The following is a 26,992-nucleotide window of genomic DNA, read 5'->3' on the forward strand; positions in this document are numbered from 1 at the left end:
TAACAGACGGGGTGCGAACGTCGGCGCACCCCTGTCTCCCGTCATCACTCTTGTGAGTGATGAGAAGTGCCCGAATTTCGGTATATGCCGGAGGACTTGGCTCCTCCCGGCGGGTGATACATGCCTGAATCACCCCATAGTTCCGATATGGCCAGCAGTCACTCCGTTGGGTGATCTGCTGGGCACGCATAGTCCATTCGGGCCATGCAAGATTGGGCCTGAAAGGGCTGTTGCGTCGCGCCTACCTTCCGTAACGTCCTCAACTGGCAACGGTGAATATGCCGGTTGCCGCCGTGGGGGAGCCTCGATTCGGGAGAGGACGGCGCCAGCATGAGCAGCTGGGTAACCGACTGGAGCACGCAGGCCGCATGCAGGACGACGGATCCGGACGAACTCTTCGTCCAGGGTGCGGCGCAGAACCGGGCGAAGGCGGTGTGCACCGGGTGCCCGGTCCGCACCGAGTGCCTGGCCGACGCGCTGGACAACCGGGTGGAGTTCGGGGTGTGGGGGGGCATGACCGAGCGGGAGCGCAGGGCGCTGCTGCGACGGCGACCCATGGTGACGTCCTGGCGAAGACTGCTGGAGACCGCCCGCACCGAGTACGAACGCAGCACCGGCCTGCTGCCGCTCGATGACGAGGACGACTACGCCGCGGCGGGCTGACCGTCCGCGAGTTCCTGTCCGATCGCCCGCAAACCCTCCAGGTCGTGCACATCGCCAGGCAGGGCGGTGACATCCACCATGGGCACCTCCGGATGCACTGACACGAAGCGGTCGCGGGTGCGTCGTTCACGCGCGACCACCTGCATGCGTTCTGCATGGAGGCGCAGCAGTCCGGCGGCGAGCCGCTCCGTACCGCCGGTGTCGTCCGGCGGGGCCTGCCGGGAATCAGCATGCCCGGTCCCGTGATCCACAATGCCGCCGTCGGTAAGATTTTCTGCCGGATCCTTCTTCGCCCCCCGCCCGGCGCCCTTCTTCGGCTCCTGCCCCGCGTCCTCCGCCGCCTCCTGAGCCGCCTCAGAGGCCGCGTCCGCCGCTTCCTCGGCGCTCTCGGCCGCCTGGTCCTCCAGCGCCTCCGCCGCCGCCAGAGCGCGCTCCGCGGTCAGCTGGGCCGCCCCGCTGCCGTGCACCCGGTTGAGTACGAGGCCGGCCAGCGGCATGTCCTCGTCGGCCAGCCGCTCCACGAAATACGCCGCCTCGCGCAGCGCGTCCCGCTCCGGCGCCGCGACCACCAGGAAGGCGGTGCCCGGCGCCTGGAGCAGCCGGTACGTGGCGTCGGCCCGGGTGCGGAAGCCGCCGAACATCGTGTCCATCGCGGCCACGAAGGTCTGCACATCACGCAGCAGGCCCGCGCCCATCACCTTGCTGAGGGTGCCGGTCATCATCGACATCCCGATGTTGAGGAACTTCACCCCGGCCCGTCCGCCGACCTTCGCCGGGGCCATCAGCAGCTTGATGAAACGGCCGTCGAGGAAGGACCCGAGCCGCTTGGGGGCGTCGAGGAAGTCCAGCGCGCTACGGCTCGGCGGGGTGTCCACGATGATCAGGTCCCAGGCGTCCTGGGCACGCAGCTGGCCCAGCTTCTCCATCGCCATGTACTCCTGCGTGCCGGCGAAACCGGCCGACAGCGATTGGTAGAACGGGTTCTCCAGGATCGCCCTGGCGCGCTCGGCGTCGGAGTGCTGGACCACGACCTCGTCGAACGTCCGTTTCATGTCCAGCATCATCGCGTGCAGTGAGCCGCCGCCCGACCGATCGATTCCAGCCACCTCGCGCGGGGTGTTGTCCAGCTCGGTCAGCCCCATGGACTGGGCGAGCCTGCGGGCCGGGTCGATGGTCAGCACCACGGCCGTACGCCCGCGTTCTGCGGCGCGTACGCCGAGAGCCGCGGCGGTCGTGGTCTTGCCGACGCCGCCGGAGCCGCAGCAGACGATGATCCGGGTCCTCCGGTCGTCGATCAGCGGGTCGATCTCCAGCACGGGGCTCTCCAGGCTCATGTCACCACTCGCTTCACGTCACGTTTCTTCACGCGTCTACGTCGTCCGGTGCGGTCGTGCCGGGTTCAGCCGCGCCGGGCGCGGCCTGTTTGCGCAGGCTGTCGCCCAGCCGGTAGAGGCCGCCGAGGTCGATGCCGTCGCTGAGCAGCTCCAGCTCGCGCACCGGCAGGCCGAGCGCGGCGATCTCGGCGCGCTGCTCGCGCTCCAGGACCACCCGCTGGGCGTGCTCGTGGGCCTGCGCGAGCAGCGGGTCGACCAGCCGCTCCGCGACCCCGCCGCGCCTGGCGCCGCCGAGCCCGGCCTGCGACAGCGCCTTGGCCACCGCCGTACGCCGCTTTCCGACGGCGACCGCGCTGCGGTCGGCGGCGGCCTTGGCGAGGTCGGCGTCGCCCAGCAGCACCGGGCGCACCATGTTGACGATCACCGCGCCCACCGGCAGCCCCGCGGCGCGCAGCTCCGCGACGCCGTCCATCGTCTCCTGGACCGGCATCTCCTCCAGCAGGGTGACCAGGTGAATCGCGGTCTGCGGGGATTTCAGCACCCGCATCACGGACTGGGCCTGGTTGTGTATCGGGCCCATCCTGGCCAGTCCCGCGACCTCGTCGTTGACGTTGAGGAAGCGGGTGATGCGGCCGGTCGGCGGCGCGTCGAGCACGACCGCGTCGTAGACCGGCCAGCCCGCCTTGTCCTTGCGGCGGACCGCCTCGCACACCTTGCCGGTGAGCAGGACGTCCCGGATGCCGGGGGCGACCGTGGTGGCGAAGTCGATCGCGCCGAGCTTCTTGAGGGCGCGGCCGGCCCGGCCCAGCTTGTAGAACATGTCGAGGTAGTCCAGCATCGCCAGCTCGGCGTCGATGGCGAGCGCGTGGACCTCCCCGCCGCCGGACGCCGAAGCGATCCTGCGCTCCTCGTAAGGCAGCGCCTCGGTCTCGAACAGCTGGGCGACACCTTGCCGCTCCTCGACCTCCACCAGCAGTACGCGCCGGCCCTCGGCCGCGAGGGCAAGCGCCAGCGCGGCGGCGACCGTGGTCTTACCCGTGCCGCCCTTGCCGGTCACAATGTGGAGCCTGACCGCGGATGACTGTTGAGCGCTCACCTTGCGAGCCTAACCACTGACGGGGCGGCCCACTCCTCGGGTATCGGCGAGGCGATAAAGTCGCGCCATGGCAAAGAAGTGGGAATACGCGACCGTGCCGCTGCTCGTGCACGCGACAAAGCAGATCCTCGACACCTGGGGCGAGGACGGCTGGGAGCTGGTCCAGGTCGTGCCCGGCCCCAACAATTCCGAGCAGTTGGTCGCGTACTTCAAGCGCGAGAAGCAGGCGTGAGCGGGGAGGTCGCGGCCCGGCTCGCCGAGCTGGGCCTGACGCTGCCCGAGGTGGTGCCGCCGCTGGCGGCCTACCAGCCGGCCGTGCGGTCGGGTCAGTACGTCTTCACGTCCGGGCAGCTGCCCATCGTGGACGGCAAGCTGCCGGCCACCGGCAAGGTCGGCGCCGAGGTCACGCCCGAGCAGGCCAAGGACCTGGCCCGGGTGTGCGCGCTCAACGCGCTGGCCGCGGTCAAGTCGGTCACCGGTGACCTCGACCGGATCGCGCGCGTGGTCAAGGTCACCGGCTTCGTCGCCTCCGACCCGTCCTTCACCGGGCAGCCCGGTGTCGTCAACGGGGCGAGCGAGCTGCTCGGTGAGGTGCTGGGCGGCAAGGGGGTGCACGCGCGCAGTGCGGTGGGCGTCGCGGTCCTGCCGCTCGACGCGCCCGTCGAGGTCGAACTCCAGGTCGAGCTGCTCCCTTAGCCGGCAGAGGGCTCCCCTCCGCTGGCGCGGGGCGCCGCTGCGTCGGCCGGTACGCATCCCTCCGGGTGCGGGGGTCGGACGGTTTCCCCCCGGAAGGGGGTGCCCTTTCCCCGGGCGCGGGGCTGGGTGCCGTTGCGGCTGGGGGTGCCCACCAGGGGCGCGGGGAACCGCGCGCTCAGCCGTCCACCGGCCGGTGGTCCGGGGCGGACCGGAGGGACCCTTTGGGTCGGTGGCGACCCGCGCGTCGGTGGTGGGTCGCTCGCGCCGTTCCCCGCGCCCCTGGGGTGGTGCGGTCCGTCCGCACACGACGGCGCGTTGTCGCTGAGCGCGCCGTTCCCCGCGCCCCTCCGGGGCACGTGCGGTGCGTCGTCACGCGACGGGTGGGTGGGGGCTGGCCGCGCCATTCCTCGCGCCCCGGAGGGGCACCGCCTGCCGCGGACGGGGCGTACCCGGGGGCGGGTCAGCGCCCGGTGCCTCGGGTGCCCGGGGGACGACCCTGCTCGCGGAGGGGCCGAGGAGGTCTCGAACATACCGGCGGAGCCACGTAGGCTCCGCCGCATGAGCATGATGAGCGGCGCCGGGCTGCCAGCCGCCTGGCCGGAGCGCATACGGGCGCTGGCCCGGGGAGAGCTGGCCCCGGTGGTGCCGCGCCGGGCGGCCACCGTGCTGCTGCTGCGGGACACCGCGCCCGGCGGTGGCCCGGCCGTGCACATGCTGCGGCGCCGCGCGTCGATGGCCTTCGCCGCCGGCGCCTACGCCTTCCCCGGTGGCGGCGTCGACCCGCGGGACGAGCGGCCGGTGCGCTGGGCCGGGCCCGCGCTCGACGACTGGGCCGGACTGCTGGGCGTCGACCCGGCCGCCGCCCAGGCGGTGGTGTGCGCGGCGGTGCGCGAGACGTTCGAGGAGTCGGGGGTCCTGCTGGCCGGCCCGGACGAGGAGTCCGTCGTCGCCGACACCACCGGCGAGGACTGGGAGGCAGACCGCGCCGCCCTGGTCGCGCACGACCTGGCCTTCGCCGACTTCCTGGCCCGCCGCGGCCTGGTGCTGCGTACGGACCTGCTGCGGCCCTGCGCCCGCTGGATCACCCCGGAGTTCGAGGAGCGCCGTTACGACACCTGGTTCTTCCTCGCCGTGCTGCCCGCGGGCCAGCGCACCCGGGACGTGTCGGGCGAGGCGGACCGTACCGCCTGGCTGCGGCCCGCCGAGGCCGTCGCCGGCTACGACCGCGGCGATCTGACGATGCTGCCGCCGACCATCGCGGTGCTCCGCGACCTCCTTCCGTACGACTCCGCCGATGAGGCGATGGCCGCCGGGTCCGCGCGCGACCTCACCCCGGTCATCGCCACGGCCACCGTGGACGCCTCCGGCGAGATCGTGCTGACCTGGCCGGGCCATGACGAATTCACCCGCGTCGCACCCGGGGGCGAGGGCCGGTGAGCGCCGGGACGGCGCCGGGGCAGCCGCGGGCCACGGTCGGCGGGTGGGCGACGCCCCGCGCGCTGTGCGTGCTCGCGCCCAACCCCTCGGCGATGACCCTGGAGGGCACCAACACCTGGATCGTCGCGGAACCGGACTCGCCGCTGGCCGTGGTCATCGACCCGGGACCGCTGGACGAGGACCACCTGGCCAACGTGCTCGCCGCGGCCGAGCAGGCGGGCAAGCGTGTCGCACTGACGCTGCTCACCCACGGCCACCCGGACCACGCCGAGGGCGCGGCCCGTTTCGCCGAGCTGACCCGCAGTCCGGTCCGCGCCCTGGACCCGGCGCTGCGGCTGGGCGACGAAGGGCTCGCCGCGGGCGACACCGTGACCACCGGCGGGCTTGAGCTGCGGGTCGTGGGCACCCCCGGGCACACCTCCGACTCGCTGTCCTTCCTGCTGCCCGCGGACGCGGCCGTGCTGACCGGCGACACCCTGCTCGGCCGCGGCACCACCGTGGTCGCCCACCCCGACGGGCGGCTCGGCGACTACCTGGACTCGTTGCGGCGGCTCCAGGCCCTCACCGTGGACAGCGGCGTGGACACCGTCCTGCCGGGCCACGGCCCGGTGCTCGGCGACGCCCGGGGCGCCGTCGAGTTCTATCTCGCCCACCGTGCCCACCGGCTCGCCCAGGTCGAGACCGCCGTCGAGTCCGGGCTGCGCACCCCGGCCGAGGTGGTCGCCCGCGTCTACGCCGACGTCGACCCGGCGGTGTGGCCCGCAGCGGAGCTATCGGTCCGCGCCCAACTCGACTACCTGCGCGAACACGGACTCATCGAACTGCCATGACTCTCCTTTCCACGGTCTTCACTCCCCACTCCCGCACCTTCGCCGCCGACCCCTACCCGGCGTACGAGGAGCTGCGCGCGGCCGGCCGCGCCCATTACTACGAGCCGACGCGGCAGTGGCTGATCCCGCACTACGACGACGTCAACGCGCTGCTGCGGGACCGCCGCCTCGGCCGCACCTATCTGCACCGCTTCACGCACGAGGAATTCGGCCGCACCGCGCCGCCCCCCGAGCTGGAGCCGTTCACCGTGCTGAACGACAACGGCCTGCTCGACCTGGAGGCCCCGGTCCACTCCCGGATCCGCCGGCTGGTCGCCAAGGCCTTCACCCCGCGTACGGTCGAGGAACTGGCGCCCACCGTCCAGCGGCTGGCCGCCGAACTGATCACCTCCCTCCACGCCGACGGCGGCGGCGACCTGCACGCCCGGGTCGCCGAACCGCTGCCGGTCGCGGTCATCGCCGAGATGCTGGGCATACCGGCCGGGGACCGCGGCCAGCTGCGGCCCTGGTCGGCGGCCATGACCGGGATGTACGAGCTCAACCCGGGCGAGGACGCCGCCCGTGACGCCGTGCGGGCCAGCGGGGAATTCTCCGGCTATCTGCGGAAGCTGATCGCCGCCCGCCGCACCGACCCCGGCGAGGACCTGATCAGCGCGCTGATCGCGGTCCAGGACGACGGCGACGTACTGAGCGAGCAGGAGATGGTGTCCACCTGTGTGCTGCTGCTCAACGCCGGCCACGAGGCCACCGTCAACAGCACCACCCTGGGCTGGCTCAGCCTCTTCCGGCACCCCGACCAGCTGCGGATCCTCCAGGACGAGCCGGACCGGCTGCCGGACGGTGTGGAGGAGGTCCTGCGCCACGACACCCCCTTGCAGCTCTTCGAACGCTGGGTCCTGGACGACATCGAGGTCGGCGGCACCGTCATTCCGCGCGGCTCCGAGGTCGCCCTGCTCTTCGGCTCCGCCAACCGCGACCCCGCCCGCTTCCGCGAGCCGGACCGCTTCGACGTCACCCGCCCCGCCGCCGACAACCGGCACGTCAGCTTCGGCGCCGGCATCCACTACTGCCTGGGCGCCCCGCTGGCCCGCGTCGAGCTCACCGCGTCCTTCGGCACCTTCCTGCGGCACGCCCCCGGGATGCGGCTGCTGTCCGAGCCGCGCTGGCGGCCGAACTACGTCATCCGCGGGGTGGAGGAGCTGCTGGTCGGCTGGTGAGGTCCCGGTCGGTTCCCGCAGCGGGAGCTGACGAGCACGACGGACCGCTGGCGCGTCCACCGCGGCACGCTCTGGCCACCCCGCCTCACCGCTGCGTCAGCGGTCCGTGGCGGTCAGTGGCGCGGCACCGTCAACCGCCACGCCGCGGGCTCCACCGTCCACGTCCTGGTCCGCACCGGGCCGGTGACCGCGGAGTCGGCGCGGTAGCGGAAGTCCCGCCCCGAGACGGTGATGGTGCGCGCCCTGGCCCGTATGTTCGCCGCGCCCTCCGTACGCCGTACGCAGACCTCCGCGAAGCCCGCCGGGGCCGGACGGACCGAGATCTCCTGCACCGGCTCGTCGAGGTCGGCGAGCACGACGCCGTCCGCCTCCACCCGCAGCCGCTGCCGGGGCGGCTGGTGGCCGCTGGCCGGGATCGGCGCGGTCAGGGTGCGGACCAGCGAGCGGGCGGTCTTCTCCACCGGGGTCCACCAGTGCGCGGCGGTCTGCGAGACCGGGCTGCCGCAGGGGATGCTCAGCGTGCCGAGGACGATGCCGCCGCTCTCGTCCACCAGCAGGTCGAGTTCGCGCTGCGTGCCGTCCAGTACCGCACGGGCCGCCGCGGGCACATCGACCGGCACGCCGAGCGCGCGGGCCAGCGTCGTGCGCGACCCGATCGGCACCAGTGACACCGGAGCCTCGTGCAGAGTCCGGTCGCGGTGCAGGGCGCGGACCGCACGCAGCAGGGCGAGGTCGTCGCCGAGGACCACGGGGCGCCGCCGGCCGCGGTGGGTCAGGGCGCGTTCGGCCTCCTCCGCGGACTCGGGGAAGGCGATCTTCACGGAGGGCGCGCCCGCACACAGGACATCCTTCGCGATTCGGACGGACTCGCCGTCGTTCGCGCGTGCCGCCGGATCGATGACCAGCAGCAGGGGCCACCCCCGGACGGAGTCCGGCGGAGGATGCCCGAGAGGGTGAGCCGACACCTTGGTCCTTCCTCAGGTAAAATCTCGGTGCAAGAGCCCCTTGCGCCTTTGCGTCAGGGGCTTCGTCTATTCCGGGGCAGGTTCGACGGCTCTCTGCACGTTGGACATGCCCCGCCCGGAAGGGGTGTACGCCTGTGCCCGCACTTGTGCTGCTCGGTGCTCAGTGGGGTGACGAGGGCAAGGGGAAGGCCACCGACCTGCTCGGCGGCTCCGTCGACTACGTCGTCCGCTATCAGGGCGGCAACAACGCCGGCCACACGGTGGTCGTCGGCGACCAGAAATACGCACTGCATCTTCTCCCCTCCGGCATCCTGTCACCCGGATGCACTCCGGTGATCGGCAACGGTGTCGTGGTCGACCCGGCGGTCCTGCTCTCCGAGCTGAGCGGACTCGACGAGCGCGGCGTGGACACATCCAAACTGCTGATCAGCGGTAACGCCCATCTGATCACGCCGTATCACCAGACCATCGACAAGGTGACGGAGCGCTTCCTGGGCAACCGGAAGATCGGCACCACGGGACGCGGTATCGGCCCGGCGTACGCGGACAAGATCAACCGGGTCGGCATCAGGGTGCAGGACCTCTTCGACGAATCGATCCTCCATCAGAAGGTCGACGCGGCGCTCCAGGACAAGAACCAGATCCTGGTGAAGATCTTCAACCGGAGGGCGATCAGCACCGACCAGGTCGTCGAGGAATACCTCGGCTACGCGGACCGCCTCAGGGACTACGTCACGGACACCACCCTGGTCCTCAACCAGGCGCTGGAGGACGGCAAGGTCGTGCTCATGGAGGGCGGCCAGGGCACGCTCCTCGACGTCGACCACGGCACCTATCCCTTCGTCACCTCGTCCAACCCGACCTCGGGCGGGGCCTGCACCGGCAGCGGAATCGGCCCCACGAAGATCACCCGGGTGATCGGCATCCTCAAGGCGTACACAACGCGTGTGGGCTCGGGACCGTTCCCCACCGAGCTGTTCGACGAGGACGGCGAGCGACTGCGCACCGTCGGCCACGAATTCGGCGTCACCACCGGGCGCAACCGGCGCTGCGGCTGGTTCGACGCGGTCATCGCCCGGTACGCGACCCGCGTCAACGGCCTGACCGACTTCTTCCTCACCAAGCTGGACATCCTCACCGGCTGGGAGCGGATCCCGGTGTGCGTCGCCTACGAGATCGACGGCCGCCGGGTGGACGAACTGCCCTACAGCCAGAGCGACTTCCACCACGCCAAGCCGATCTACGAATACCTGCCCGGCTGGTCGGAGGACATCACCAAGGCGCAGACCTTCGCCGACCTGCCGAAGAACGCGCAGGACTACGTCAAGGCGCTGGAAGAGATGTCCGGCGCGCCGATCTCCGCGATCGGGGTGGGCCCCGGCCGCACCGAGACCATCGAGATCAACTCGTTCATCTGACCCGCCGTCCGACCGCGGGCCGCCGTCCGACCGCGGGCCGCCGTCCGACCGCGGGCCGTCGCCAGGCCGCGGCGCCGCAACAGGCGAAGCGGTAAGCCCCGCCACCCCAGGGTGGCGGGGCTTACCGCTGGCCGGGCACGCCCGGCGTCAGCCGGTCTTCCCGTACGTCGGCGGCGCCTTCTCGCCGGCGACCCCGTCGCGCCGCAGGTGGGTGTCGTCGAGCAGGGTCAGCGTGGTGGACGTGGTCCCCGGCTGGCACGAGGCGGCGGGCTTGCCGCTGACCACCAGCGACGGGCTCAGCTCGGCCGGCGGCCCGCCGCCGGTGACCGACATCGACCACACACAGTGGTAGAGGGTCTGTGTGCCGTCCGTGCGCTGGCCGGTGAGCTGCACGGAGCCGTCCTCGCGCACGGTCAGCGTGCGCGTGTCGGTGATGCCCGGCGCGCTGGTGTACGACGCCACCCAGGTGCCCACGAGGTCGTCCGGCGGTTCGACCGGCACCACCGGCGCGGCCGGTTCGGCCGGCGGGGTGCTGCTGGGGGTGGCCGTGTCCGACGCTGTCACGCTCGGCGTGACGGTCGCCGGGGCGGCGCCGGGCTCCGTGACAGCAGGTGTCGGCGCGGCAGTCTGCGACGGAGCCGTCGTACCGGCTGGCGCGTCCGCGGCGGCCGGCGGAGAGCCGTGCCCCCCGCCGCCCCCGCTCTGGCGGACGACGACATAGGCGGTGGTGCTGCCCGCGATCACCGCGAGCAGGGCCAGTACGGCGACGAGCGCACCGGGCCCGAAGCGCCGGGCGGCGGGCGGCTCCTGCGGTTCGGCCGGCTTGGCGGGAGCGTCGGCAGGGACGCCCGGTCCGGGATCCGGCGGGGGAGCCGCCCCGTCCGTGCCCGGCGCCGATTCCGCCGCCTCGGCCGCGGGCCGCCGGCCCGGCACCATGGTCGGCGCCGCCGCAACCGGCGGCATTGCCGCGCCGCCCGACGACCCGGTGCCGACCGCCGCGGTGGCCGGCACCTCGGTTTCGACCTCCGCCTCCGCCTCCAGTTCGAGCAGCTGCACCGCGTGCCGCCCCAGCTGCGCGACGATCGCGCCGGGCAGCCACGGCTCGACGCGTCCCGCCGGGGTCTCCTGCGGCGCCCCGTCGGCGGCGTCCTCGATCATCGCCAGCACGTCCGCCAGCGACGGGCGCTGCTCGGGCTCCTTGACCAGGCAGGCCGTCACCAGGCCGCGCAGCCCGTCGGGCACCGCGTCGAGGTCGGGGGGCTCCTGCACGACGCGGAACATCTGGGCGTGCACCCCGCTGCCGGCCGCGCCGAAGGGCTGCAGGCCGGTGGCGGCGTAGGCGAGGACGGAGCCGAGGCAGAAGACGTCGCACGCCGGGGTGACCCGGTCGCCGCGGACCTGCTCGGGCGACATGAAGGCGGGGGAGCCGACCATGGCCCCCGTGTGGGTGAGGGTCGCGGAGCCGTCCGCGACCGTCTCCAGGGCGCGGGCGATACCGAAGTCGATCACCCGGGGACCGTCGATCGTGATCATCACGTTCGACGGCTTGAGATCCCGGTGCACCAGGCCCGCGGTGTGGATGTCGGCCAGCGCGTGGGCGAGCCCGGCGGCCAGCACCGTCACCGAACGCTCGGGCAGCGGCCCGTAGTCCTTGATGACCTGCTGGAGGGAGGGACCCGCGACGTAGCCGGTGGCCACCCACGGGATGTCGGCCTCGGTGTCGGCGTCGAGCACCGGCGCGGTCCATGCGCCGCCGACCCGCCGGGCCGCCTGCACCTCACGCCGGAAACGGGTGCGGAATTCCTCCTGGGCCGCCAGTTCCGCCCGCACCAGTTTCACCGCGACGGTGCGGCCCCGGTCCGAACGGGCCAGGAAGACCCGGCCCATTCCGCCGGTGCCGAGCCTGCCGAGCAGCCGGTACGCGCCGATCCGCGGTGGATCGCCTGCTCTGAGCTGCTCCACGACTGTCTCCCCCCGCCGGCTTCGGCTCCCGAACCCCAGAGCGAAGAATAGGCGTAGGAACCATGGGTGCCACCGGGTGGTCTTTCACCGGAACGGGTGAGTGCCGCCCTGGCGTACCGCACGGCCTTGACACGGTGTGCGCGGGGCGGGGCAGCGCCATACACGCTGTCCATGTGCCGCGGCCGGCGGCGAAACCTAGCCTGGGGTCCATGAGCACTCCGTTCCCCTCCGGCACCGGACTCCCCGATCCCGCGACCGGGGCCGCGGTCAAGGCCGCGGACCGCGCGCACGTCTTCCATTCCTGGGCGGCGCAGGAGGTCATCGACCCGCTCGCCGTGGCGGGCGCCGAGGGCTCGTACTTCTGGGACTACGACGGCAACCGCTACCTGGACTTCTCCTCGCAGCTGGTCAACACCAACATCGGCCACCAGCACCCGCGGGTCGTCGCCGCCATCCAGGAGCAGGCGGGGAAGCTGGCCACCTTCGCGCCGGCCTTCGCCATCGACGTACGGTCCGAGGCCGCGCGGCTGATCGCCGGGCTGACCCCCGGCGACCTCGACAAGATCTTCTTCACCAACGGCGGCGCGGAGGCGGTGGAGAACGCGGTACGGATGGCGCGGCTGCACACCGGCAGGCCCAAGGTGCTCAGCGCCTACCGCAGCTACCACGGCTCGACCGCGGCCGCGATCAACCTCACCGGCGACCCGCGCCGCTGGCCCTCGGACACCGCCTCCGCGGGGGTCGTGCACTTCTGGGGCCCGTACCTCTACCGCTCGCAATTCCACGCCGCCGACGAGGCGCAGGAGTGCGGCAGGGCACTAGAGCACCTGGAGCAGCTGATCGCCTTCGAGGGGCCGCAGTCCATCGCCGCCGTGATTCTGGAGACCGTCGTCGGCACCGCGGGCGTCCTGGTCCCGCCGGACGGCTATCTGGCCGGAGTACGCGCGCTGTGCGACCGCCACGGCATCGTCTTCATCCTGGACGAGGTGATGGCGGGCTTCGGCCGCACCGGGCGGTGGTTCGCCGCGGACCATTGGGACGTCGTGCCCGACCTGCTGACCTTCGCCAAGGGCGTCAACTCCGGCTATGTGCCGCTCGGCGGAGTCGCGATTTCCGAGCGCATCGCCGCGACCTTCGCCACCCGCCCCTACCCCGGCGGGCTCACCTACTCGGGACACCCGCTGGCCTGCGCCTCCGCGGTCGCCACGATCAACGCCATGCGCGACGAGAAGATCGTGGAAAATGCCGCGCACATCGGCGAGACCGTGCTCGGCCCCGGCCTGCGGGACATCGCCGAGCGCCACCCGTCGGTCGGCGAGGTGCGCGGCATGGGCGTCTTCTGGGCCCTCGACCTGGTCAAGGACAAGATCACCCGCGAGCCGCTGGTGCCGTACAACGCGGCGGGCGCGGACAACGCCCCCATGGCCGACTTCGCCGCCGCCTGCAAGCGCTCCGGCCTGTGGCCCTTCGTCAACATGAACCGCACCCATGTCGTCCCGCCCTGCACCGTCAGTGAGGCCGAGGCCAAGGAAGGGCTCGCCCTGCTCGACCAGGCGCTCAGCGTCGCCGACCGGCACACCACGGCCGCCGCCGACTAGACCCCGCACGGTCGGCGGACCGGCCCGCCAGCAGCAAGGCTGCACCCATTGCCGCGCCTCGCCGTATCGTGTGCGGCGGGAAGCCACCCGCAGCCGCGACGCGACAAGGAGCCGGGATGCCGGAAATCGGCGGTCCTGCCACGCCGGTGCGGCGCAGCAGCCTGCGCCAGCAGATCGCCGACGCCCTGCGCGACGAGGTACTGACCGGCAGGCTCCAGGCCGGGCGGCACTTCACCGTCAAGGAGATCGCCGAGCTGTACGGCGTCTCCGCCACCCCGGTCCGCGAGGCGCTGGTCGACCTGGCCGCACAGGGCCTGCTCGAAGTCGAACAGCACCGCGGCTTCCAGGTGCGGCGGCTGACCGCCGCGGATTTCCGCTCGCTCAGCGACGCGCGGCTCTTCATCGTCGAGGCGGCCTTCCGGCAGATGGCCCAGCGCGGCATGGGCGACCTGCCGGCCGACGCCGTGGCCTCCGTACGCCGCCGCGCCGAGGCCGCCGCCCGCGCCGCGCAGACCGGCAGCCTCGATGTGCTGGTCGGCTGCGACCTGCGCTTCTGGCGGGAGCTGACGGCCATCGTCGGCAATCCGCACATCTGCGAATTCCTCGACCGGGTCCGCACCCAGACCTGGGTCTACGCGGTGCCGCACCTGCGCGCGCTGAGCGACCCGGCCGGCGTCTGCTGGGCCGGCCACGTCGCCCTCGCGGATGCCGTCGCCGCCCGCGACACCCGGGCCGCGCACGCCCTCACGACCGAATACGACGTACATACCCGCGCCTTGATCGAGAAGCTGGCTCCCGCGCGCTCCTGACGCGACCGGCGCGGCCGCTTTAGGCTGTACGCCCCCGACCGGATGGAGTGTTCGTGGCCTGCGACCTGTGGCTGGTGCCGCTGGTGGATGTGCTCTGCCACAGCCCGGAAAACCCGTTCTCCGAGGAACTCGCCCGCTACGACAAGGCCCTGAACGACGCCGGGCAGCCGCCCGTACCGGTTTACGCCTACATGCCCGGCCTGTCGGGCGACGTCGGACCCGTGGCGTGCTTCGACTACGACGCCCTGCACTTCCTGCGCCGCGCCTATCTGCTGAGCCTCCAGGGCCTGGAGGTGTCCCCGGTCGACGCGCTCGGCGGCGACTACGAGCAACTGCTGGAGATGTTCGAGACCACCGCGCAGCGCTCGCACCTGGTGTGGCACTACGACCACGCCGGCGCGTATGTGCCGCTGGACTTCCCGCATCCCGTCGTCAACGACGAACTGCTCGAAGGCGGCGGGCCGCTGGGCTCCAGCCACGGGCTGCTGCGCGAGCTGGAATTCGTCGCCCCCGCGATCGGCATCGACCCCGCCAACCCGCCGCTTCCCCCGGCGCCGCCCGCCCGCCACACCACCCTCGAAGAGCCGGCCCTCTCCACGCCGACCGGCATGGAGGGGCCGTTCGCCCGCGAGCACCACGTATGGCTCGGCCTGCACGCGGCCGCGACGCGGTCGCTGGGACAGGGGTCGATGATCGTCTTCAGCTGATGGCCCGATGGCCCGATGGTCTGGCCGCCTGGCCGCCCGACCGCCTGCACGACGCCGTACGGCGTCACCCTTGCCGCGGGCTTTCCGGGGGGCGCTGGCGCGGCATGTTCGGGCGGGTGCCCGGGTGGGGCAGGCGCGGGGGCGGCGGGAGTTCGGGGCGGGTGGGGGACCAGGCGGCGGACTGGGTACGCAGCGGGGCGGCGGCCGTGCGGGAGCCGTGATCCAGCATCCAGTCCGCGGTCTCCATCCGCACCAGGTCCGAGACGTCGTTGCAGAAGCGGCGCAGGATCGCCAGACAGCGCTCGGCCGCCTCCGCCGCGGTGCCCTCGGTCGGGCCGAGCACTTCCCGTACGCTCTCCGACGCCCAGTCGAAGCGCAGCTGCTCAAGGCGCCGCTCGACGCCCTGCGCGGTGCCGACGTCCCGCATCCAGCCCGCGGTCAGGCCCAGGGCGCGGTCCACCGCGACGCACGCCGTGGCCAGCAGCAGCGCCGGATAGCCCCAGACCGCCGTCGAACCGCCGGTGCTCAGCTCCACCAGCGGCAGCGCCGCGCCCACCGCCGCGAACAGCGCGGCGCCGCACCGCAGTCCGCGGGCGCCGCGCCGCTTCCATACCCGGTCCCGCAGATAGCGGTCCGCCGTGCGCAGGGCGCCGGACTCCGCCCAGCGGTACAGCTCTTCGAGGCGTTCCGCGGGCTCGCCCCAGTCGCCCAGCGGGAAGGGCAGCGGTCGCAGATCCTCGTGCTGGTGGTGCAGCGCCCGCCGCTCGGGCCCCTCCCGAGAGGCCCCCTCGGGAAACATGTCCGGCTGGCTCACTGCACGCTCCCTCGATGGCTTCCGGCGCTTCCCGGCCGTGATGAAGGTCTCTTCTTACCGCCGAACGGCTGAGTACGGGGTGGGTGGGGCGGGATATCCGCCTGTACGGGCCGCGTGATCAGGTATAGGCCGCGGAATACGATCACCCGAATGAGTGAGGGCGGCCGGTGGCCGTACGGGCCACTACCCTGGTGCGCGTGAAGGTCCTTGTCATCGGCGGCGGCGCCCGCGAACACGCCCTGTGCCGTTCCCTGTCCCTCGACCCCGACGTGACGTCGCTGCACTGCGCTCCCGGCAACGCCGGCATCGCCGAGGTGGCCGAACTGCACCCGGTCGACGTTCTCGACGGCGCGGCGGTCGCCGGGCTCGCCGCCTCGCTCGGGGCGGACTTCGTCATCGTCGGCCCCGAGGCGCCGCTGGTCGCCGGGGTCGCCGACGCGGTACGCGCGCGCGGCATCGACTGCTTCGGGCCGAGCCGGGAGGCCGCGGCGCTCGAAGGGTCCAAGGCCTTCGCCAAGGACGTCATGGCCGCGGCCGGCGTACCGACCGCCCGCAGCTATGTGTGCACCACCCCGGAGGAGATCGACCGGGCGCTGGACGGCTTCGGCGCGCCCTACGTCGTCAAGGACGACGGGCTCGCGGCGGGGAAGGGCGTCGTCGTCACCGACGACGTCGCCGGTGCGCGGGCGCACGCGCTCGCCTGCGTGGCCGCGCCCGGCAGGGTGGTCATCGAGGAGTACCTCGACGGCCCCGAGGTGTCGCTCTTCGCCGTCACCGACGGTGAGACCGTCGTACCGCTGCAGCCCGCGCAGGACTTCAAGCGCGCGCTCGACGGCGACGAGGGGCCCAACACCGGCGGCATGGGCGCGTATTCGCCGCTGCCATGGGCCGACCCGAAGCTCGTCGACGAGGTCGAGCGGACCGTGCTCCAGCCGACCGTCGACGAATTGCGCCGCCGCGGTACGCCCTTCGCGGGCCTGCTCTACGCCGGGCTCGCGATCACCTCGCGCGGGGTGCGGGTCATCGAGTTCAACGCGCGCTTCGGCGATCCCGAGACGCAGGTCGTCCTCGCCCGGCTCAGGACCCCGCTCGCCGGGCTGCTCAGGGCCGCCGCCACCGGGCAGCTCGCGGCGTATCCCGCGCTGCGGTGGAGCGAAGGCGCCGCGGTGACGGTCGTCATCGCGTCGTACAACTACCCCGACACGCCCAGGACCGGCGATCCCATCACCGGGCTCGACGCCATCGCCGAGCAGGGCGGCCACGCGTACGTGCTGCACGCCGGGACGCGGCGGGAGGACGACGGGCGGATCGTCAGCGCCGGCGGTCGCGTGCTGTCGGTGACCGCGACAGGGGCGGACCTCGCGGTCGCGCGGAAGCGGGCGTATCGGGCGGTCGACCGCGTCGGGCTCGAGGGCGGGCACCACCGCGGCGACATCGCGGCGGCCGTCGCCGGCGGCGAATAGCGCCACTTTCGGCCTTCCGGGGCCGCGCGTCGTGCCGGGCACGCTCCGTGCCCGGACCTTCTCCCGGCGGTGGGCGTGCCGCGGGGAACGGCGCGCACCAGCACGACCGCGGTGGCGGCGACACGCCGCTGCGAGCGGCACCCGCGGGCGAGACCCCGCGGGGAGGCCGCAAGGAATCAGGGGGAAGGCCACTCCAAGGAGTGATGGGTCGGCCGTATGGATGACTCGTTCGCGGGGGGCGAACTAGGGTGCCGCGCAGGCGCACTGCGGGACATTGCGGCAAACAGCCGTACGGCCATTGCGATGTCGGTGGGCGGTGCGACAGTGGGGGGAGGCCGTCACCGGGGCGGTCACCACAGCGCAGGGGGTGAGCCGCCCGATGGCTGGAGAAGCAGGCGAGGCACTGGCGCGGGCCCGCGCGCTGGCGGTGTTGCGCATTCGCGGAGCCGCGCTCGGCGCGGTGCTGCTGCCGGCGGCGGGCGCGGTCGTGCTCCAGGTGGCCGGAGCGACCGGCCGGGTCGACGGGGGCGCGTGGGACGGCGTGCGGTGGGGCGTGACGGGCGCCGCGCTGCTCGTGCTCGCGGTGGCGTCCGCGGTGGCCGCGGTCATCGTACGGGCGCGGCCGGCGGTGAGTCCCGCGGTGCCGGTGTCGCAGAAGGCCGCGCCCGATCTGCACCGGATGGTGCAGGACCTGGCGGAGAAGCTCCAGGTCCCGATCCCGTCGGGGATAGAGCTGACGCCGGACTGCGACAGCTGGCTCGAGGACCGCAGGCCGGCCGCGGGCCAGCCGGAGCGCCGCCCCGCGCCGGTGCTGGTGATCGGCTCGCCCTTCCTGTGGTGGATGCGGGTCGCCGAGCTGCGGGCGCTGCTGGCCCCGGTTGTCGCGGGTACCGGCGCCGCGGCCGACCCCGAGATATACGCGGCCCGGCGTTTCGTCCGGGGTCTGGACGCCGCCGCCGGCGTGGCCGCGCACGGCAGGAAGCAGCGTTCGGTGCTGCTGCGGCCGGCGTACGGCTTCCTCGGCTGGTCCGCCCGGCTGCTGCTGCGCGGGTGCAGTGCGCATGTCGCGGAGATGGAACGGGGCGTGGCCGCGTCCGCGTCCGAGCGGGCGCAGGCGGTCGACTACGGGCTGCGGATCGTCGCACAGGAGCAGGTCGGGCTCGCCTACGCCGGGTGGGACCGGCTGCTGACCCGGGTCGCGCTGCCCGCCTGGCGCATGGGCCGCTGGCCGTCCCGGCTGGACGCCGGTGTGGTCGCCGCGCTCACCGAACTGTCCCGCCGCGACCGGCTCGCCGACGGCTTCGAGACCAGGCTCGGCGAGCGGCCGGCCTGCGATCTGCTCGAAGAGCCGGGCGTGGTGGACGAGGCCGTCTCGCTGCTCGCGGCCCGCCTCTTCCACGGCGGCCCGCGCCGTACCGGTCCCGACTGGGCGCCGGTCAGCTGGGCGCGCTATCCCGAGGAAGTCGTGGACCGCATCTGGCGGGCGGAGGCCGCGCGGCTGATACGCGTGCTGGACGAGGTGCGGCCGAGCGTGTTCGGGCGGCCCGCCGCGGGTGGGGACGCGGATGCGCCCGAAGCCGCGGGTGGGCTGGACGACATCGGCCCGTCCGAGGCCGCGCCCGCGCCTGCGCCCGCGCTCGGGTCGCGGGGTCGCGGGCTGCTGCTCGGCGGCCGTACGGTCCGCAGGGCCGCGGCGGACCGGGGCGCCGCCCCGGGGCTGCGGGACGAACCGGGCCGGGCGACGCTGGCCCGGGTGATCGACCGGCTCGCGGCCGGCGGCAGCGAGGAGTTGGCCGCGCGGATCGGTGCGCTGGTCGCGCAGGACGAGGCCGGCAGGGCGGCGGTCGCGGCACTTCCCGGCCCGGCCGCGGAGATCCCGACGCCGGTCTATCAGCTGCTGCCGCCCAGGACCGGGCGGGAATTGCTCGCCGACCACGTCACCGCGATGGTGTGCTGCGCGGCCGTGGACACGGCGGGCGCCGGCGCCGGGCTCGACTGGCTCGACGGGCCGGCCCTCGTCGTGGACGGTGCCCGCCGCAGCGACCTCGGCTGGCCGGTGCTCAGGCTCGTGGAGAACGGCGATGCGGCGCCCCTGCGGGCATGGCTGTCGGCGATCGGGGTTCGCACGGAGACGTCGGTCCGGCTGGCCTGAACAGCCCCTGCGCGGGGCTCTTCGAGGGTACGGCGCCGGGTCGCCCGGCTGCCTTTACCGCCGTCTCGGCGGGGCGCGCCGTTGCTCGCGGCCCGGGAGCGGGTGCCAGGTGCCATGGCCGGCGGCCTCATCGCCGTTGTGGCGGGGCGCGCGGTTCCCGCCGCACTTCTACGGGGTGCCGCTCGCGGTTCCGGCGCGTCTCGGCGGGGAGCGCAGGTCCCCCGCGCCCCTGGGTCGGTGCCGCTTGCGGTCGCCGGTTGCCTCGCCACGGTTGTGGGGTTGCGCGCGCAGGTCCCCGCGCCCTCCGGTACGTGCCGCTTGCCGTCGCCGGTCGCCTCATCGCCGTCAAAGCCGGGCGCGCGGTCGGGCGTGCCCCCGGCAGGCGCAGGGTTGCGCCGGGGGGCGAAAGCTTGGCCGAAAAGTGTGGCTCGCCACACCAGTTCGGTGCATATTTTCACCACGAACGGTGACTGCGGCAGTGCATTCTGTGATGTGCTTGCCTCGTACCGCACCATTGCCCCGCCGTCCGAGACGGGTGGTGCGGTGGGGACGGAGGGGATGCGTGGTGGCCACGGATCACATCAGGCGGTGGGAATCCGGTGCGCTCGCGCACGGGGTGTCGGACCCGTTCGGGCAGGGGCCGCTGCCGTGGTTGCGGAGGGAGCCGGAGTATCTGGGGGACGACGGCCAGGTCGTGCCCTGGTACGTGGACCTGGCCGCGAGCAGCGGCGAGGCGCCCCGCCGACCGCGTCTGCCGGGGCCGCGCACCGCGGACGACGTACGGCGGCAGATCAAGGGCTTCGCCTCGGCCGGTGCGGTGGCGCCGGGGGAGGCGATCGACTTCCGGATCACGGTGGACCCCCCGCAGGAGTTCACCGTCGACATCTATCGCATCGGCCACTACGGCGGTGACGGCGCCGCCCAGGTCAGTGCGAGCCCCCGGTTGTCGGGCATCGCGCAGCCGCCGCCGCTGGCCGCGGGAAAGACGATTTCCTGCCACCACTGGTGGCAGTCCTGGCGGCTGCAGATCCCGTCGGACTGGAAGACCGGCGCCTATGTCGCCGTCCTGACGACCGTCGACGGCTACCGCAGCCACGTCCCGTTCACCGTGCGGGACCCGGCGGCCCCCGCCGACCTGCTCCTGCTGCTGCCGGACGTGACGTGGCAGGCGTACAACCTGTATCCCGAGGACGGCAGGACCGGCGCCAGCCTCTATCACGCGTGGGACGAGGCGGGCCGGCTGCTCGGCGAGGAGCAGGCGGCCGGAACGGTGTCCTTCGACCGGCCCTACGCCGGTGCGGGCCTGCCGCTGCACATCGGGCACGCCTACGACTTCGTGCGGTACGCCGAGCGCTACGGCTACGACCTCGCGTACGCCGACGCCCGCGACCTGCACGCGGGCCGGATCGACCCGGCGCTTTACCGCGGCATGGTCTTCCCCGGGCACGACGAATACTGGTCGGTGCAGATGCGCAGGGCCGTCGAGTCGGCCCGCGACCTGGGCACCTCGCTGGTTTTCCTGTCGGCCAACACCATGTACTGGCAGGTCGATCTGGCGCCCTCGCCGGCCGGTGACGCCGACCGGCTGCTGAGCTGCCGCAAGCCGCGCGGCGACACGCGGGGCCGCAGCGGCCTGTGGCGCGACCTGGGCGAGCCGGAGCAGCTGCTGCTGGGCGTGCAGTACGCGGGCCGGGTGCCGCAGCCGTCGCCGCTGGTGGTGCGCAACGCCTGGCACTGGCTGTGGGAGGCGACGGGCGCGGAAGAGGGCGACCTCGTGGACGGCCTGGTCGCCGGTGAGGCGGACCGCTACTTCCCGCGCATCTCGCTGCCCGAGTCCACTGAGCGCATCCTGCTCGCGCACTCGCCGTACGAGGCGGCGGACGGCCGCGGCTGCCATCAGGAGACGTCGCTCTACCGCGCCCCCAGCGGCGCGTACGTCTTCGCGGCGGGCACGTTCGCCTGGTCGCCCGCGCTCGACCGGCCGGGCCACGTGGACCCGCGCATCCAGCGCGCGACGGCCAATCTGCTGGACCGTATCTGCAAAGACGGCTGAGAGCTTTCTGCAAGCCCGGCTGACCGCGTTCAGTGAGCACGGCCGACAGGCCCCGCTGAGCGCGGTCGGCGCGCACGGCCGGGACGCGCCCCCGCCCCCGCGGCCGGGACGCGTCGCCCTCGCCCGCAGCCGGGACGCGTCGCCCCCGCCCGCGGCCAAGACGCGCCCCCGCCCGGCCCGCGCACCCTTGGCGCGCCGCATCCCCCTCCGTACGCGAGAATCAGGGGCTGAACCACCGATTGGGGAGGACGACCGATGCCCGGATTCGTCGACAAACCGGAGCCGGTGCAGGTGCCCGGACTGGTCCATCTGCACACCGGGAAGGTGCGCGAGCTGTACCGCAACGCCGACGGCGACCTGGTGATGGTGGCCAGCGACCGCACCTCGGCGTACGACTGGGTGCTGCCCACCGACATCCCCGACAAGGGCCGGGTCCTGACCCGGCTGTCGCTGTGGTGGTTCGAGCAACTCGCCGACCTGGTGCCGAACCACGTGGTCTCGACCGAGGTGCCCGAGGGCGCGCCCGCGGACTGGGCCGGCCGGACGATGGTGTGCACGTCGCTGCGGATGGTGCCGGTGGAGTGCGTGGCCCGCGGTTATCTGACCGGGTCAGGACTGCTCGAATACGACAAGTACCGCACCGTCTGCGGGCTCGCGCTGCCCGAGGGCCTGGTCGACGGCTCCGAGCTGCCCGCGCCGATCTTCACACCGGCGACGAAGGCCGACGTCGGTGAGCACGACGAGAACGTGCCGTACGAGGAAGTGGCCCGCCAGGTCGGCGCCGAGACCGCCACCCAACTGCGGCAGGCGACGCTGGCGGTCTACGGCCGGGCGCGTGACGTGGCCAAGGAGCGCGGGCTGATCCTGGCGGACACGAAGTTCGAGTTCGGGCACGACGAGCAGGGCGACCTGGTCATCGCGGACGAGGTGCTGACCCCCGACTCGTCCCGCTACTGGCCGGCCGACCTCTGGGAGCCGGGGCACCCGCAGCCGTCGTTCGACAAGCAGTTCATCCGCGACTGGCTGACCTCCGACGCGTCCGGCTGGGACCGTACGGGCGACACACCGCCGCCGGAGCTGCCGCCCGAGGTCGTCGAGCAGTCCCGGGCGCGCTACGTCGAGGCGTACGAGCGGCTGACCGGCACTCCCTGGTCGTAAGCCGGACGCCGTCGTCCGCACGCGGACGCGTAAGGGCGCGGGCATGGCGAAGGCCCCGGTCGAATCGACCGGGGCCTTCGCCTCACTGGAGCGGACGACGAGATTCGAACTCGCGACCCTCACCTTGGCAAGGTGATGCTCTACCAACTGAGCTACGTCCGCAGGTGGTGCCGATACTGTACCCGATCGGCCCCGCGCGCCGGAAACGCATATCCGCGGGCGGGCCGTACGGCCCGGGTACGGACCGCGAGTACGGCGAAGGCCCCGGTCACAAGAACCGGGGCCTTCGTCCGACTGGAGCGGACGACGAGATTCGAACTCGCGACCCTCACCTTGGCAAGGTGATGCTCTACCAACTGAGCCACGTCCGCAGGTCGTGCGGATCACTCTACCCGAAGCGCCGCATGTCAATGACCAGTGGTCAATGACCGCGACGCTTTCGCGTAGGCGATCGGAGCGGGCGACAGGAATTGCACACTGCGCCTCCCCCCTGGAAGGGGGGCGCTCTACTACTGAGCTACACCCGCATGATGTCCGTTGACCTGGCCTTTCGGTCCTGCCCTCGGCGTGCTCCACACACTAGCGGAAGGGTGGGGGTGGCTGTCCAGTCGGCCCGGCCCGGCCGCGTCGCGCCCCTGCCGGGTGCGCGGCCGGCCCTGTCCCGGGCCGGCCGCGCAGCCCAACTGCCGTGCGTTCAGCTCGCCTTGCTGAACGCCTCGTAGACCTTCTTCGGAATACGGCCGCGGGCGGGCACCTCGAATCCGTTGGACTGCGCCCAGGCCCGCACGGTCGCCGGCGTGGGTGCGATCGGGGTGCGCTTGTAGGCGCGGCCGGAAAGCGTGCGGCGGCGGCCGGCCTCGACGTAGGGCGCCAGCTCGTGACGCAGTTTGTCCGCGTTCTCGGACGAGAGGTCGATCTCGTACCACTGCCCGTCGACGCCGAATGCGATCGTTTCCGCGGCCTCGCCGCCGTCGAGATCATCAGCGAGGGTGACCAGTACGCGTTGCGCCATGGGAATCGGTCCTTTCGTACGCCGTCGGCATGCCGTCGCGATGACCGGCCGGAGTCGCCGGGACCGGTGACCGGGCCGCACCGCCGGGCCTGTTGCGGCCCGGTGCGGTACGGCGTCCGGCCCGGCTGTGGTGTCGCGGGCACGCAGACGCGCAGGTGTCGACAAATGTGCATTCAGGGCGAAGCTGTGCGGTGTCACGGAATGGGATGCAGATGTTACTGATAATTCCCGGCCGTACGTCATCCCAAGCCTGTACGCCATCGGGACCCTATGATTTTCCGCCGCGTTTCCCCAGGTATTTTGACAGCCGATACATAAACGTGATGCATGATCTGCCGCTCATCGGACGGGCGCCCCATATCTACTCGCGTAGAATTTCCCACCAGGTACCCTGGGAGGACCTCACGCACCACACCACCGGGAGTGCCAGTGGCACGCGTCGTAGTCGACGTCATGCTCAAGCCGGAGATCCTCGACCCCCAGGGCCAGGCGGTACAGCGCGCGCTGCCGCGCCTCGGCTTCGACGGGATCTCCGACGTCCGCCAGGGAAAGCGCTTTGAACTCGAGGTCGAGGGGCCGGTCGACGACGCCGCCCTCGCCCGCATTCGGGAGATGGCGGAAACTTTTCTTGCCAACACCGTGATCGAGGACTTCGACGTAAAGGTCGAGTCGTGACTGCCCGCATTGGCGTCGTCACATTTCCCGGCACGCTGGACGACCGCGACACGCAGCGGGCGATCAGCATCGCGGGCGCCGAAGCCGTACCGCTGTGGCACCGCGACAAGGACCTCAAGCAGGTCGACGCGGTCGTTCTGCCCGGCGGGTTCTCCTACGGCGACTATCTGCGGGCCGGTGCGATCTCGCGCTTCTCGCCGGTGATGGGGACGGTTATCGAACAGGCGAACGCAGGAATGCCGGTGCTCGGCATCTGCAACGGTTTCCAGGTGCTGTGCGAAGCGCATCTGCTGCCGGGCGCGATGCTCAGGAACACCGGGCTCCACTTCGTCTGCCGCGACCAGAAGCTGCGGGTCGAGAGCACCGCGACCGCCTGGACCGCCGACTACGCCGCCGGCCAGGAGATCTCCGTCCCGCTCAAGAACATCGACGGCCGCTACACCGCTGACCAGCGCACCCTCGACGAGCTGGAGGCCGAGGGCCGGGTGGCCTTCCGCTACCTCGACGGGAATCCCAACGGCTCGCTCCGCGACATCGCCGGCATCAGCAACGCGGCGGGCAACGTCGTCGGCCTCATGCCGCACCCCGAGCACGCCGTGGAGCCGCTGATCGGCACCGGCCGCACCGACGGCCTCGCGTTCTTCACCTCGGTACTCAAGAAACTGGTCACCGCATGACGCTCGACACGGTCAAGCACGCCGGCGAGACCCCCGACGCCGGCCAGCCCTGGAAGGAACTCGGCCTCAAGGAGGACGAGTACGCCCGCGTCCGGGAGATCCTGGGCCGCCGGCCGACCGGCGCCGAGCTGGCGATGTACTCGGTCATGTGGTCGGAGCACTGCTCGTACAAGTCGAGCAAGGTGCACCTCAAGCAGTTCGGCGAGAAGGCCCCGCAGACCGACGCGCTGCTCGTCGGCATCGGTGAGAACGCCGGTGTGGTGGACGTCGGGCAGGGCTACGCCGTCACCTTCAAGATCGAGTCGCACAACCACCCCTCGTACATCGAGCCCTACCAGGGCGCGGCCACCGGCGTCGGCGGCATCGTGCGCGACATCCTGGCGATGGGCGCGCGGCCGGTCGCGGTCATGGACCCGCTGCGCTTCGGCGCCGCCGACCACCCCGACACCAAGCGCGTGCTGCCCGGCGTCGTCGCCGGCGTCGGCGGCTACGGCAACTGCCTGGGCCTGCCCAACATCGGCGGCGAGGTCGTCTTCGACCCCTGCTACCAGGGCAACCCGCTGGTCAACGCGCTGTGCGTGGGCGTCATGAAGCACGAGGACATCCACCTCGCCCAGGCGTCCGGCGCCGGCAACAAGGTGATCCTCTACGGCGCCAGGACCGGCGGCGACGGCATCGGCGGCGTCTCGGTGCTGGCCAGCGAGACCTTCGACGCGACGGGTCCCTCGCGGCGGCCCGCCGTCCAGGTCGGCGACCCCTTCCAGGAGAAGCTGCTCATCGAGTGCACCCTGGAGATCTTCCGCGAGCAGCTGGTCGCGGGCATCCAGGACCTGGGCGGCGCCGGCCTGTCCTGCGCCACCTCCGAGCTGGCCTCGGCCGGCTCCGGCGGCATGCGGGTCGAGCTGGACACCGTGCCGCTGCGCGACGCGACGCTCTCGCCCGAGGAGATCCTCATGAGCGAGTCGCAGGAGCGGATGTGCGCGATCGTCGAACCCGGCAAGGTCGAGCGCTTCCTGGAGATCTGCGAGAAGTGGGACGTCATCGCCACGGTCATCGGTGAGGTCACCGAGGGCTCGCGGCTGGAGATCTTCTGGCACGGCGAGCAGATCGTGGACGTGCCGCCGCGCTCGGTCGCGCACGAGGGTCCCACCTACCACCGCCCGTACGCCCGCCCCGATTGGCAGGACGCGCTCCAGGCCGACGACGCCGGGAAGCTGGCGCGGCCGTCCACCGCCGAGGAGCTGCGCGAGCAGGTGCTCGCGCTGGTCGGTTCGCCGAACCAGGCGTCCAAGGCGTGGGTCACCGACCAGTACGACCGCTTCGTGCAGGGCAATACGGTGCTGGCGCAGCCCGAGGACTCCGGCGTCATCCGCATCGACGCCGTCACCGACCTCGGCGTGGCCATCGCCACCGACGGCAACGGGCGCTACGCCAAGCTCGACCCGTACGCGGGCGCGCAGCTCGCGCTCGCGGAGGCGTACCGCAATGTCGCCGCGACCGGTGCGAGGCCGCTGGCCGTCTCCGACTGCCTGAACTTCGGGTCGCCCGAGGACCCGGCGGTGATGTGGCAGTTCGCCGAGGCCACCCGCGGTCTGGCCGACGGCTGCCTCGCGCTGGGTACGCCGGTGACCGGCGGCAACGTCTCGCTCTACAACCAGACCGGGGACGCCGCCATCCACCCGACCCCGGTGGTCGCCGTCCTCGGCGTGATCGACGACGTCAACCGGCGTACTCCGATGGCGTTCAAGGAGCCGGGCCAGCTGATCCTGCTGCTCGGCGACACCCGCGAGGAATTCGGCGGTTCGGCCTGGTCGCAGGTCGTCCACGACCACTTGGGCGGGCTGCCGCCCGCGGTGGACCTGGAGCGGGAGCGGCTGCTGGCCGACATCCTCATCTCCGGCTCGCGCGACGGCATGATCGACGCCGCTCACGACCTCTCCGACGGCGGGCTCATCCAGGCGGTGACCGAGTCCTGCCTGCGCGGCGGGCAGGGCGCCCGGCTGGTCGTGCCGGACGGGCTCGACGCCTTCACCTTCCTCTTCTCCGAGTCGGCGGGCCGCGCGATCGTGGCCGTCCCGCGCTCCGAGGAGCTGCGCTTCACCGACATGTGCGGGGCGCGGGGTCTGCCGGTCACCCGGATCGGCGTGATCGACGGCGACGCGGTCGAGGTCCAGGGCGAGTTCACGCTCCCGCTGGCCGAGCTGCGCTCGGTGCACGAGGCGACGATCCCGGGGCTGCTGGCGTAGGAGGTACCCG

23 protein-coding genes and 3 tRNA genes are annotated in these 26,992 nt (G+C 72.6%); 17 read left to right on the forward strand and 9 right to left on the reverse strand.

Going from position 1 to position 26,992, the window contains the following annotated elements:
• Window positions 1–330: 330 nt before the first annotated feature.
• Window positions 331–663 carry a WhiB family transcriptional regulator gene (locus OHA86_RS21490; protein WP_251491612.1) on the forward strand — a complete coding sequence of 111 codons (333 nt, stop codon included), beginning with the start codon at window positions 331–333 and terminating at the stop codon, window positions 661–663.
• On the opposite strand, the gene OHA86_RS21495 is transcribed toward OHA86_RS21490, so the two are convergent.
• Window positions 645–1,997, reverse strand: coding sequence for an ArsA family ATPase (locus OHA86_RS21495; RefSeq protein WP_329177666.1), 1,353 nt, complete (start codon window positions 1,995–1,997; stop codon window positions 645–647). The two genes, OHA86_RS21490 and OHA86_RS21495, sit on opposite strands and share 19 nt — an antisense overlap.
• Window positions 1,998–2,025: 28 nt before the next feature.
• Window positions 2,026–3,093 carry an ArsA-related P-loop ATPase gene (locus OHA86_RS21500; RefSeq protein ID WP_329177668.1) on the reverse strand — a complete coding sequence of 356 codons (1,068 nt, stop codon included), beginning with the start codon at window positions 3,091–3,093 and terminating at the stop codon, window positions 2,026–2,028.
• 67 nt (window positions 3,094–3,160) lie between these two features.
• Between OHA86_RS21500 and OHA86_RS21505 the strand changes: the two genes are divergently transcribed.
• From OHA86_RS21505 to OHA86_RS21525, 5 genes are all read left to right on the forward strand, one after another.
• Entirely contained in the window at window positions 3,161–3,325 is a 165-nt protein-coding gene (locus OHA86_RS21505) for a DUF4177 domain-containing protein (RefSeq protein ID WP_329177670.1), read from the forward strand.
• Window positions 3,322–3,789: a RidA family protein gene (locus tag OHA86_RS21510; protein ID WP_329177671.1), complete on the forward strand. Its 468-nt coding sequence runs from the start codon at window positions 3,322–3,324 to the stop codon at window positions 3,787–3,789. Before OHA86_RS21505 ends, OHA86_RS21510 begins: the two co-directional genes overlap by 4 nt.
• A gap of 558 nt (window positions 3,790–4,347) precedes the next feature.
• Window positions 4,348–5,226: an NUDIX hydrolase gene (locus OHA86_RS21515; protein ID WP_443071798.1), complete on the forward strand. Its 879-nt coding sequence runs from the start codon at window positions 4,348–4,350 to the stop codon at window positions 5,224–5,226.
• On the forward strand, window positions 5,223–6,056 hold the full coding sequence (locus OHA86_RS21520; RefSeq protein WP_329177673.1) for an MBL fold metallo-hydrolase: 834 nt from the start codon (window positions 5,223–5,225) through the stop codon (window positions 6,054–6,056). The genes OHA86_RS21515 and OHA86_RS21520 overlap by 4 nt, the downstream gene beginning before the upstream one ends.
• A complete protein-coding gene (locus tag OHA86_RS21525) occupies window positions 6,053–7,273 on the forward strand; it encodes a cytochrome P450 (protein WP_329177674.1) in 1,221 nt (406 codons plus the stop codon). The genes OHA86_RS21520 and OHA86_RS21525 overlap by 4 nt, the downstream gene beginning before the upstream one ends.
• 113 nt (window positions 7,274–7,386) lie before the next feature.
• On the opposite strand, the gene OHA86_RS21530 is transcribed toward OHA86_RS21525, so the two are convergent.
• Window positions 7,387–8,238, reverse strand: coding sequence for a diacylglycerol kinase family protein (locus OHA86_RS21530; protein ID WP_329177675.1), 852 nt, complete (start codon window positions 8,236–8,238; stop codon window positions 7,387–7,389).
• A gap of 134 nt (window positions 8,239–8,372) precedes the next feature.
• Here OHA86_RS21530 and OHA86_RS21535 point away from each other — a divergent pair, with 134 nt between their 5' ends.
• Window positions 8,373–9,656 carry an adenylosuccinate synthase gene (locus OHA86_RS21535; protein WP_329177677.1) on the forward strand — a complete coding sequence of 428 codons (1,284 nt, stop codon included), beginning with the start codon at window positions 8,373–8,375 and terminating at the stop codon, window positions 9,654–9,656.
• A gap of 147 nt (window positions 9,657–9,803) precedes the next feature.
• Here OHA86_RS21535 and OHA86_RS21540 read toward each other — a convergent pair whose 3' ends face one another.
• On the reverse strand, window positions 9,804–11,618 hold the full coding sequence (locus OHA86_RS21540; protein WP_329177679.1) for a protein kinase domain-containing protein: 1,815 nt from the start codon (window positions 11,616–11,618) through the stop codon (window positions 9,804–9,806).
• Between the two features lie 209 nt (window positions 11,619–11,827).
• Between OHA86_RS21540 and OHA86_RS21545 the strand changes: the two genes are divergently transcribed.
• The 3 genes from OHA86_RS21545 to OHA86_RS21555 all read left to right on the forward strand — a co-directional run bounded on the left by OHA86_RS21545 (window position 11,828) and on the right by OHA86_RS21555 (window position 14,732).
• Window positions 11,828–13,216 carry an aspartate aminotransferase family protein gene (locus OHA86_RS21545; RefSeq protein WP_329177681.1) on the forward strand — a complete coding sequence of 463 codons (1,389 nt, stop codon included), beginning with the start codon at window positions 11,828–11,830 and terminating at the stop codon, window positions 13,214–13,216.
• A 116-nt stretch (window positions 13,217–13,332) separates the two neighbouring features.
• On the forward strand, window positions 13,333–14,025 hold the full coding sequence (locus tag OHA86_RS21550; RefSeq protein WP_329177683.1) for a GntR family transcriptional regulator: 693 nt from the start codon (window positions 13,333–13,335) through the stop codon (window positions 14,023–14,025).
• A 53-nt stretch (window positions 14,026–14,078) separates the two neighbouring features.
• Complete coding sequence (locus OHA86_RS21555; RefSeq protein ID WP_329177685.1) at window positions 14,079–14,732, forward strand: hypothetical protein; 654 nt, start codon at window positions 14,079–14,081, stop codon at window positions 14,730–14,732.
• Window positions 14,733–14,796: 64 nt separating this feature from the next.
• Here OHA86_RS21555 and OHA86_RS21560 read toward each other — a convergent pair whose 3' ends face one another.
• Window positions 14,797–15,531: an SLATT domain-containing protein gene (locus tag OHA86_RS21560; protein ID WP_443072002.1), complete on the reverse strand. Its 735-nt coding sequence runs from the start codon at window positions 15,529–15,531 to the stop codon at window positions 14,797–14,799.
• 212 nt (window positions 15,532–15,743) lie between these two features.
• Between OHA86_RS21560 and purD the strand changes: the two genes are divergently transcribed.
• The 4 genes from purD (at window position 15,744) to OHA86_RS21580 (ending at window position 22,372) form a co-directional block, all read left to right on the forward strand.
• Window positions 15,744–17,009 carry a phosphoribosylamine--glycine ligase gene (gene purD / locus OHA86_RS21565; RefSeq protein ID WP_329177687.1) on the forward strand — a complete coding sequence of 422 codons (1,266 nt, stop codon included), beginning with the start codon at window positions 15,744–15,746 and terminating at the stop codon, window positions 17,007–17,009.
• 379 nt (window positions 17,010–17,388) lie between these two features.
• Window positions 17,389–19,161 (forward strand): hypothetical protein, encoded by a 1,773-nt coding sequence (locus OHA86_RS21570; protein WP_329177690.1) that lies wholly within the window; start codon window positions 17,389–17,391, stop codon window positions 19,159–19,161.
• A 565-nt stretch (window positions 19,162–19,726) separates the two neighbouring features.
• Window positions 19,727–21,214 (forward strand): N,N-dimethylformamidase beta subunit family domain-containing protein, encoded by a 1,488-nt coding sequence (locus tag OHA86_RS21575; protein WP_329182497.1) that lies wholly within the window; start codon window positions 19,727–19,729, stop codon window positions 21,212–21,214.
• Window positions 21,215–21,469: 255 nt separating this feature from the next.
• Window positions 21,470–22,372, forward strand: coding sequence for a phosphoribosylaminoimidazolesuccinocarboxamide synthase (locus OHA86_RS21580; RefSeq protein ID WP_329177692.1), 903 nt, complete (start codon window positions 21,470–21,472; stop codon window positions 22,370–22,372).
• Between the two features lie 86 nt (window positions 22,373–22,458).
• Here OHA86_RS21580 and OHA86_RS21585 read toward each other — a convergent pair.
• The 4 genes from OHA86_RS21585 to OHA86_RS21600 form a co-directional block, all read right to left on the reverse strand.
• Window positions 22,459–22,534: transfer RNA gene (locus tag OHA86_RS21585), tRNA-Gly, on the reverse strand.
• Between the two features lie 133 nt (window positions 22,535–22,667).
• Window positions 22,668–22,743: transfer RNA gene (locus OHA86_RS21590), tRNA-Gly, on the reverse strand.
• 84 nt (window positions 22,744–22,827) lie between these two features.
• Window positions 22,828–22,899 (reverse strand) — tRNA-Gly (locus OHA86_RS21595).
• A gap of 167 nt (window positions 22,900–23,066) precedes the next feature.
• Window positions 23,067–23,384 (reverse strand): histone-like nucleoid-structuring protein Lsr2, encoded by a 318-nt coding sequence (locus tag OHA86_RS21600; protein WP_329177693.1) that lies wholly within the window; start codon window positions 23,382–23,384, stop codon window positions 23,067–23,069.
• A 429-nt stretch (window positions 23,385–23,813) separates the two neighbouring features.
• On the opposite strand from OHA86_RS21600, the gene purS reads away from it, so the two are divergent.
• The 3 genes from purS to purL are packed head-to-tail and all read left to right on the forward strand — an operon-like array spanning window position 23,814 to window position 26,982.
• A complete protein-coding gene (gene purS / locus OHA86_RS21605; RefSeq protein ID WP_329177694.1) occupies window positions 23,814–24,059 on the forward strand; it encodes a phosphoribosylformylglycinamidine synthase subunit PurS in 246 nt (81 codons plus the stop codon).
• Window positions 24,056–24,736 (forward strand): phosphoribosylformylglycinamidine synthase subunit PurQ, encoded by a 681-nt coding sequence (purQ, locus tag OHA86_RS21610; protein ID WP_329177696.1) that lies wholly within the window; start codon window positions 24,056–24,058, stop codon window positions 24,734–24,736. The genes purS and purQ overlap by 4 nt, the downstream gene beginning before the upstream one ends.
• Entirely contained in the window at window positions 24,733–26,982 is a 2,250-nt protein-coding gene (gene purL / locus OHA86_RS21615) for a phosphoribosylformylglycinamidine synthase subunit PurL (protein ID WP_329177698.1), read from the forward strand. The genes purQ and purL overlap by 4 nt, the downstream gene beginning before the upstream one ends.
• The last annotated feature ends 10 nt before the right edge of the window (window positions 26,983–26,992 follow it).

Origin of the sequence: Streptomyces sp. NBC_01477 (assembly GCF_036227245.1) — a bacterium.
In the GTDB taxonomy this organism is placed as follows: domain Bacteria; phylum Actinomycetota; class Actinomycetes; order Streptomycetales; family Streptomycetaceae; genus Actinacidiphila.

Excerpts from the sequence above, each read along its gene's own strand:
- OHA86_RS21505 (WP_329177670.1), top strand. The coding sequence starts at position 3,161 with ATGGCAAAGAAGTGGGAATACGCGACCGTGCCGCTGCTCGTGCACGCG.
- purL (WP_329177698.1), top strand. The coding sequence starts at position 24,733 with ATGACGCTCGACACGGTCAAGCACGCCGGCGAGACCCCCGACGCCGGC.
- OHA86_RS21525 (WP_329177674.1), top strand. The coding sequence starts at position 6,053 with ATGACTCTCCTTTCCACGGTCTTCACTCCCCACTCCCGCACCTTCGCC.
- OHA86_RS21495 (WP_329177666.1), bottom strand. The coding sequence starts at position 1,997 with ATGAGCCTGGAGAGCCCCGTGCTGGAGATCGACCCGCTGATCGACGAC.
- OHA86_RS21570 (WP_329177690.1), top strand. The coding sequence starts at position 17,389 with ATGGCTGGAGAAGCAGGCGAGGCACTGGCGCGGGCCCGCGCGCTGGCG.
- OHA86_RS21545 (WP_329177681.1), top strand. The coding sequence starts at position 11,828 with ATGAGCACTCCGTTCCCCTCCGGCACCGGACTCCCCGATCCCGCGACC.
- OHA86_RS21515 (WP_443071798.1), top strand. The coding sequence starts at position 4,348 with ATGAGCATGATGAGCGGCGCCGGGCTGCCAGCCGCCTGGCCGGAGCGC.
- OHA86_RS21600 (WP_329177693.1), bottom strand. The coding sequence starts at position 23,384 with ATGGCGCAACGCGTACTGGTCACCCTCGCTGATGATCTCGACGGCGGC.
- OHA86_RS21560 (WP_443072002.1), bottom strand. The coding sequence starts at position 15,531 with ATGTTTCCCGAGGGGGCCTCTCGGGAGGGGCCCGAGCGGCGGGCGCTG.
- OHA86_RS21490 (WP_251491612.1), top strand. The coding sequence starts at position 331 with ATGAGCAGCTGGGTAACCGACTGGAGCACGCAGGCCGCATGCAGGACG.
- OHA86_RS21550 (WP_329177683.1), top strand. The coding sequence starts at position 13,333 with ATGCCGGAAATCGGCGGTCCTGCCACGCCGGTGCGGCGCAGCAGCCTG.
- OHA86_RS21580 (WP_329177692.1), top strand. The coding sequence starts at position 21,470 with ATGCCCGGATTCGTCGACAAACCGGAGCCGGTGCAGGTGCCCGGACTG.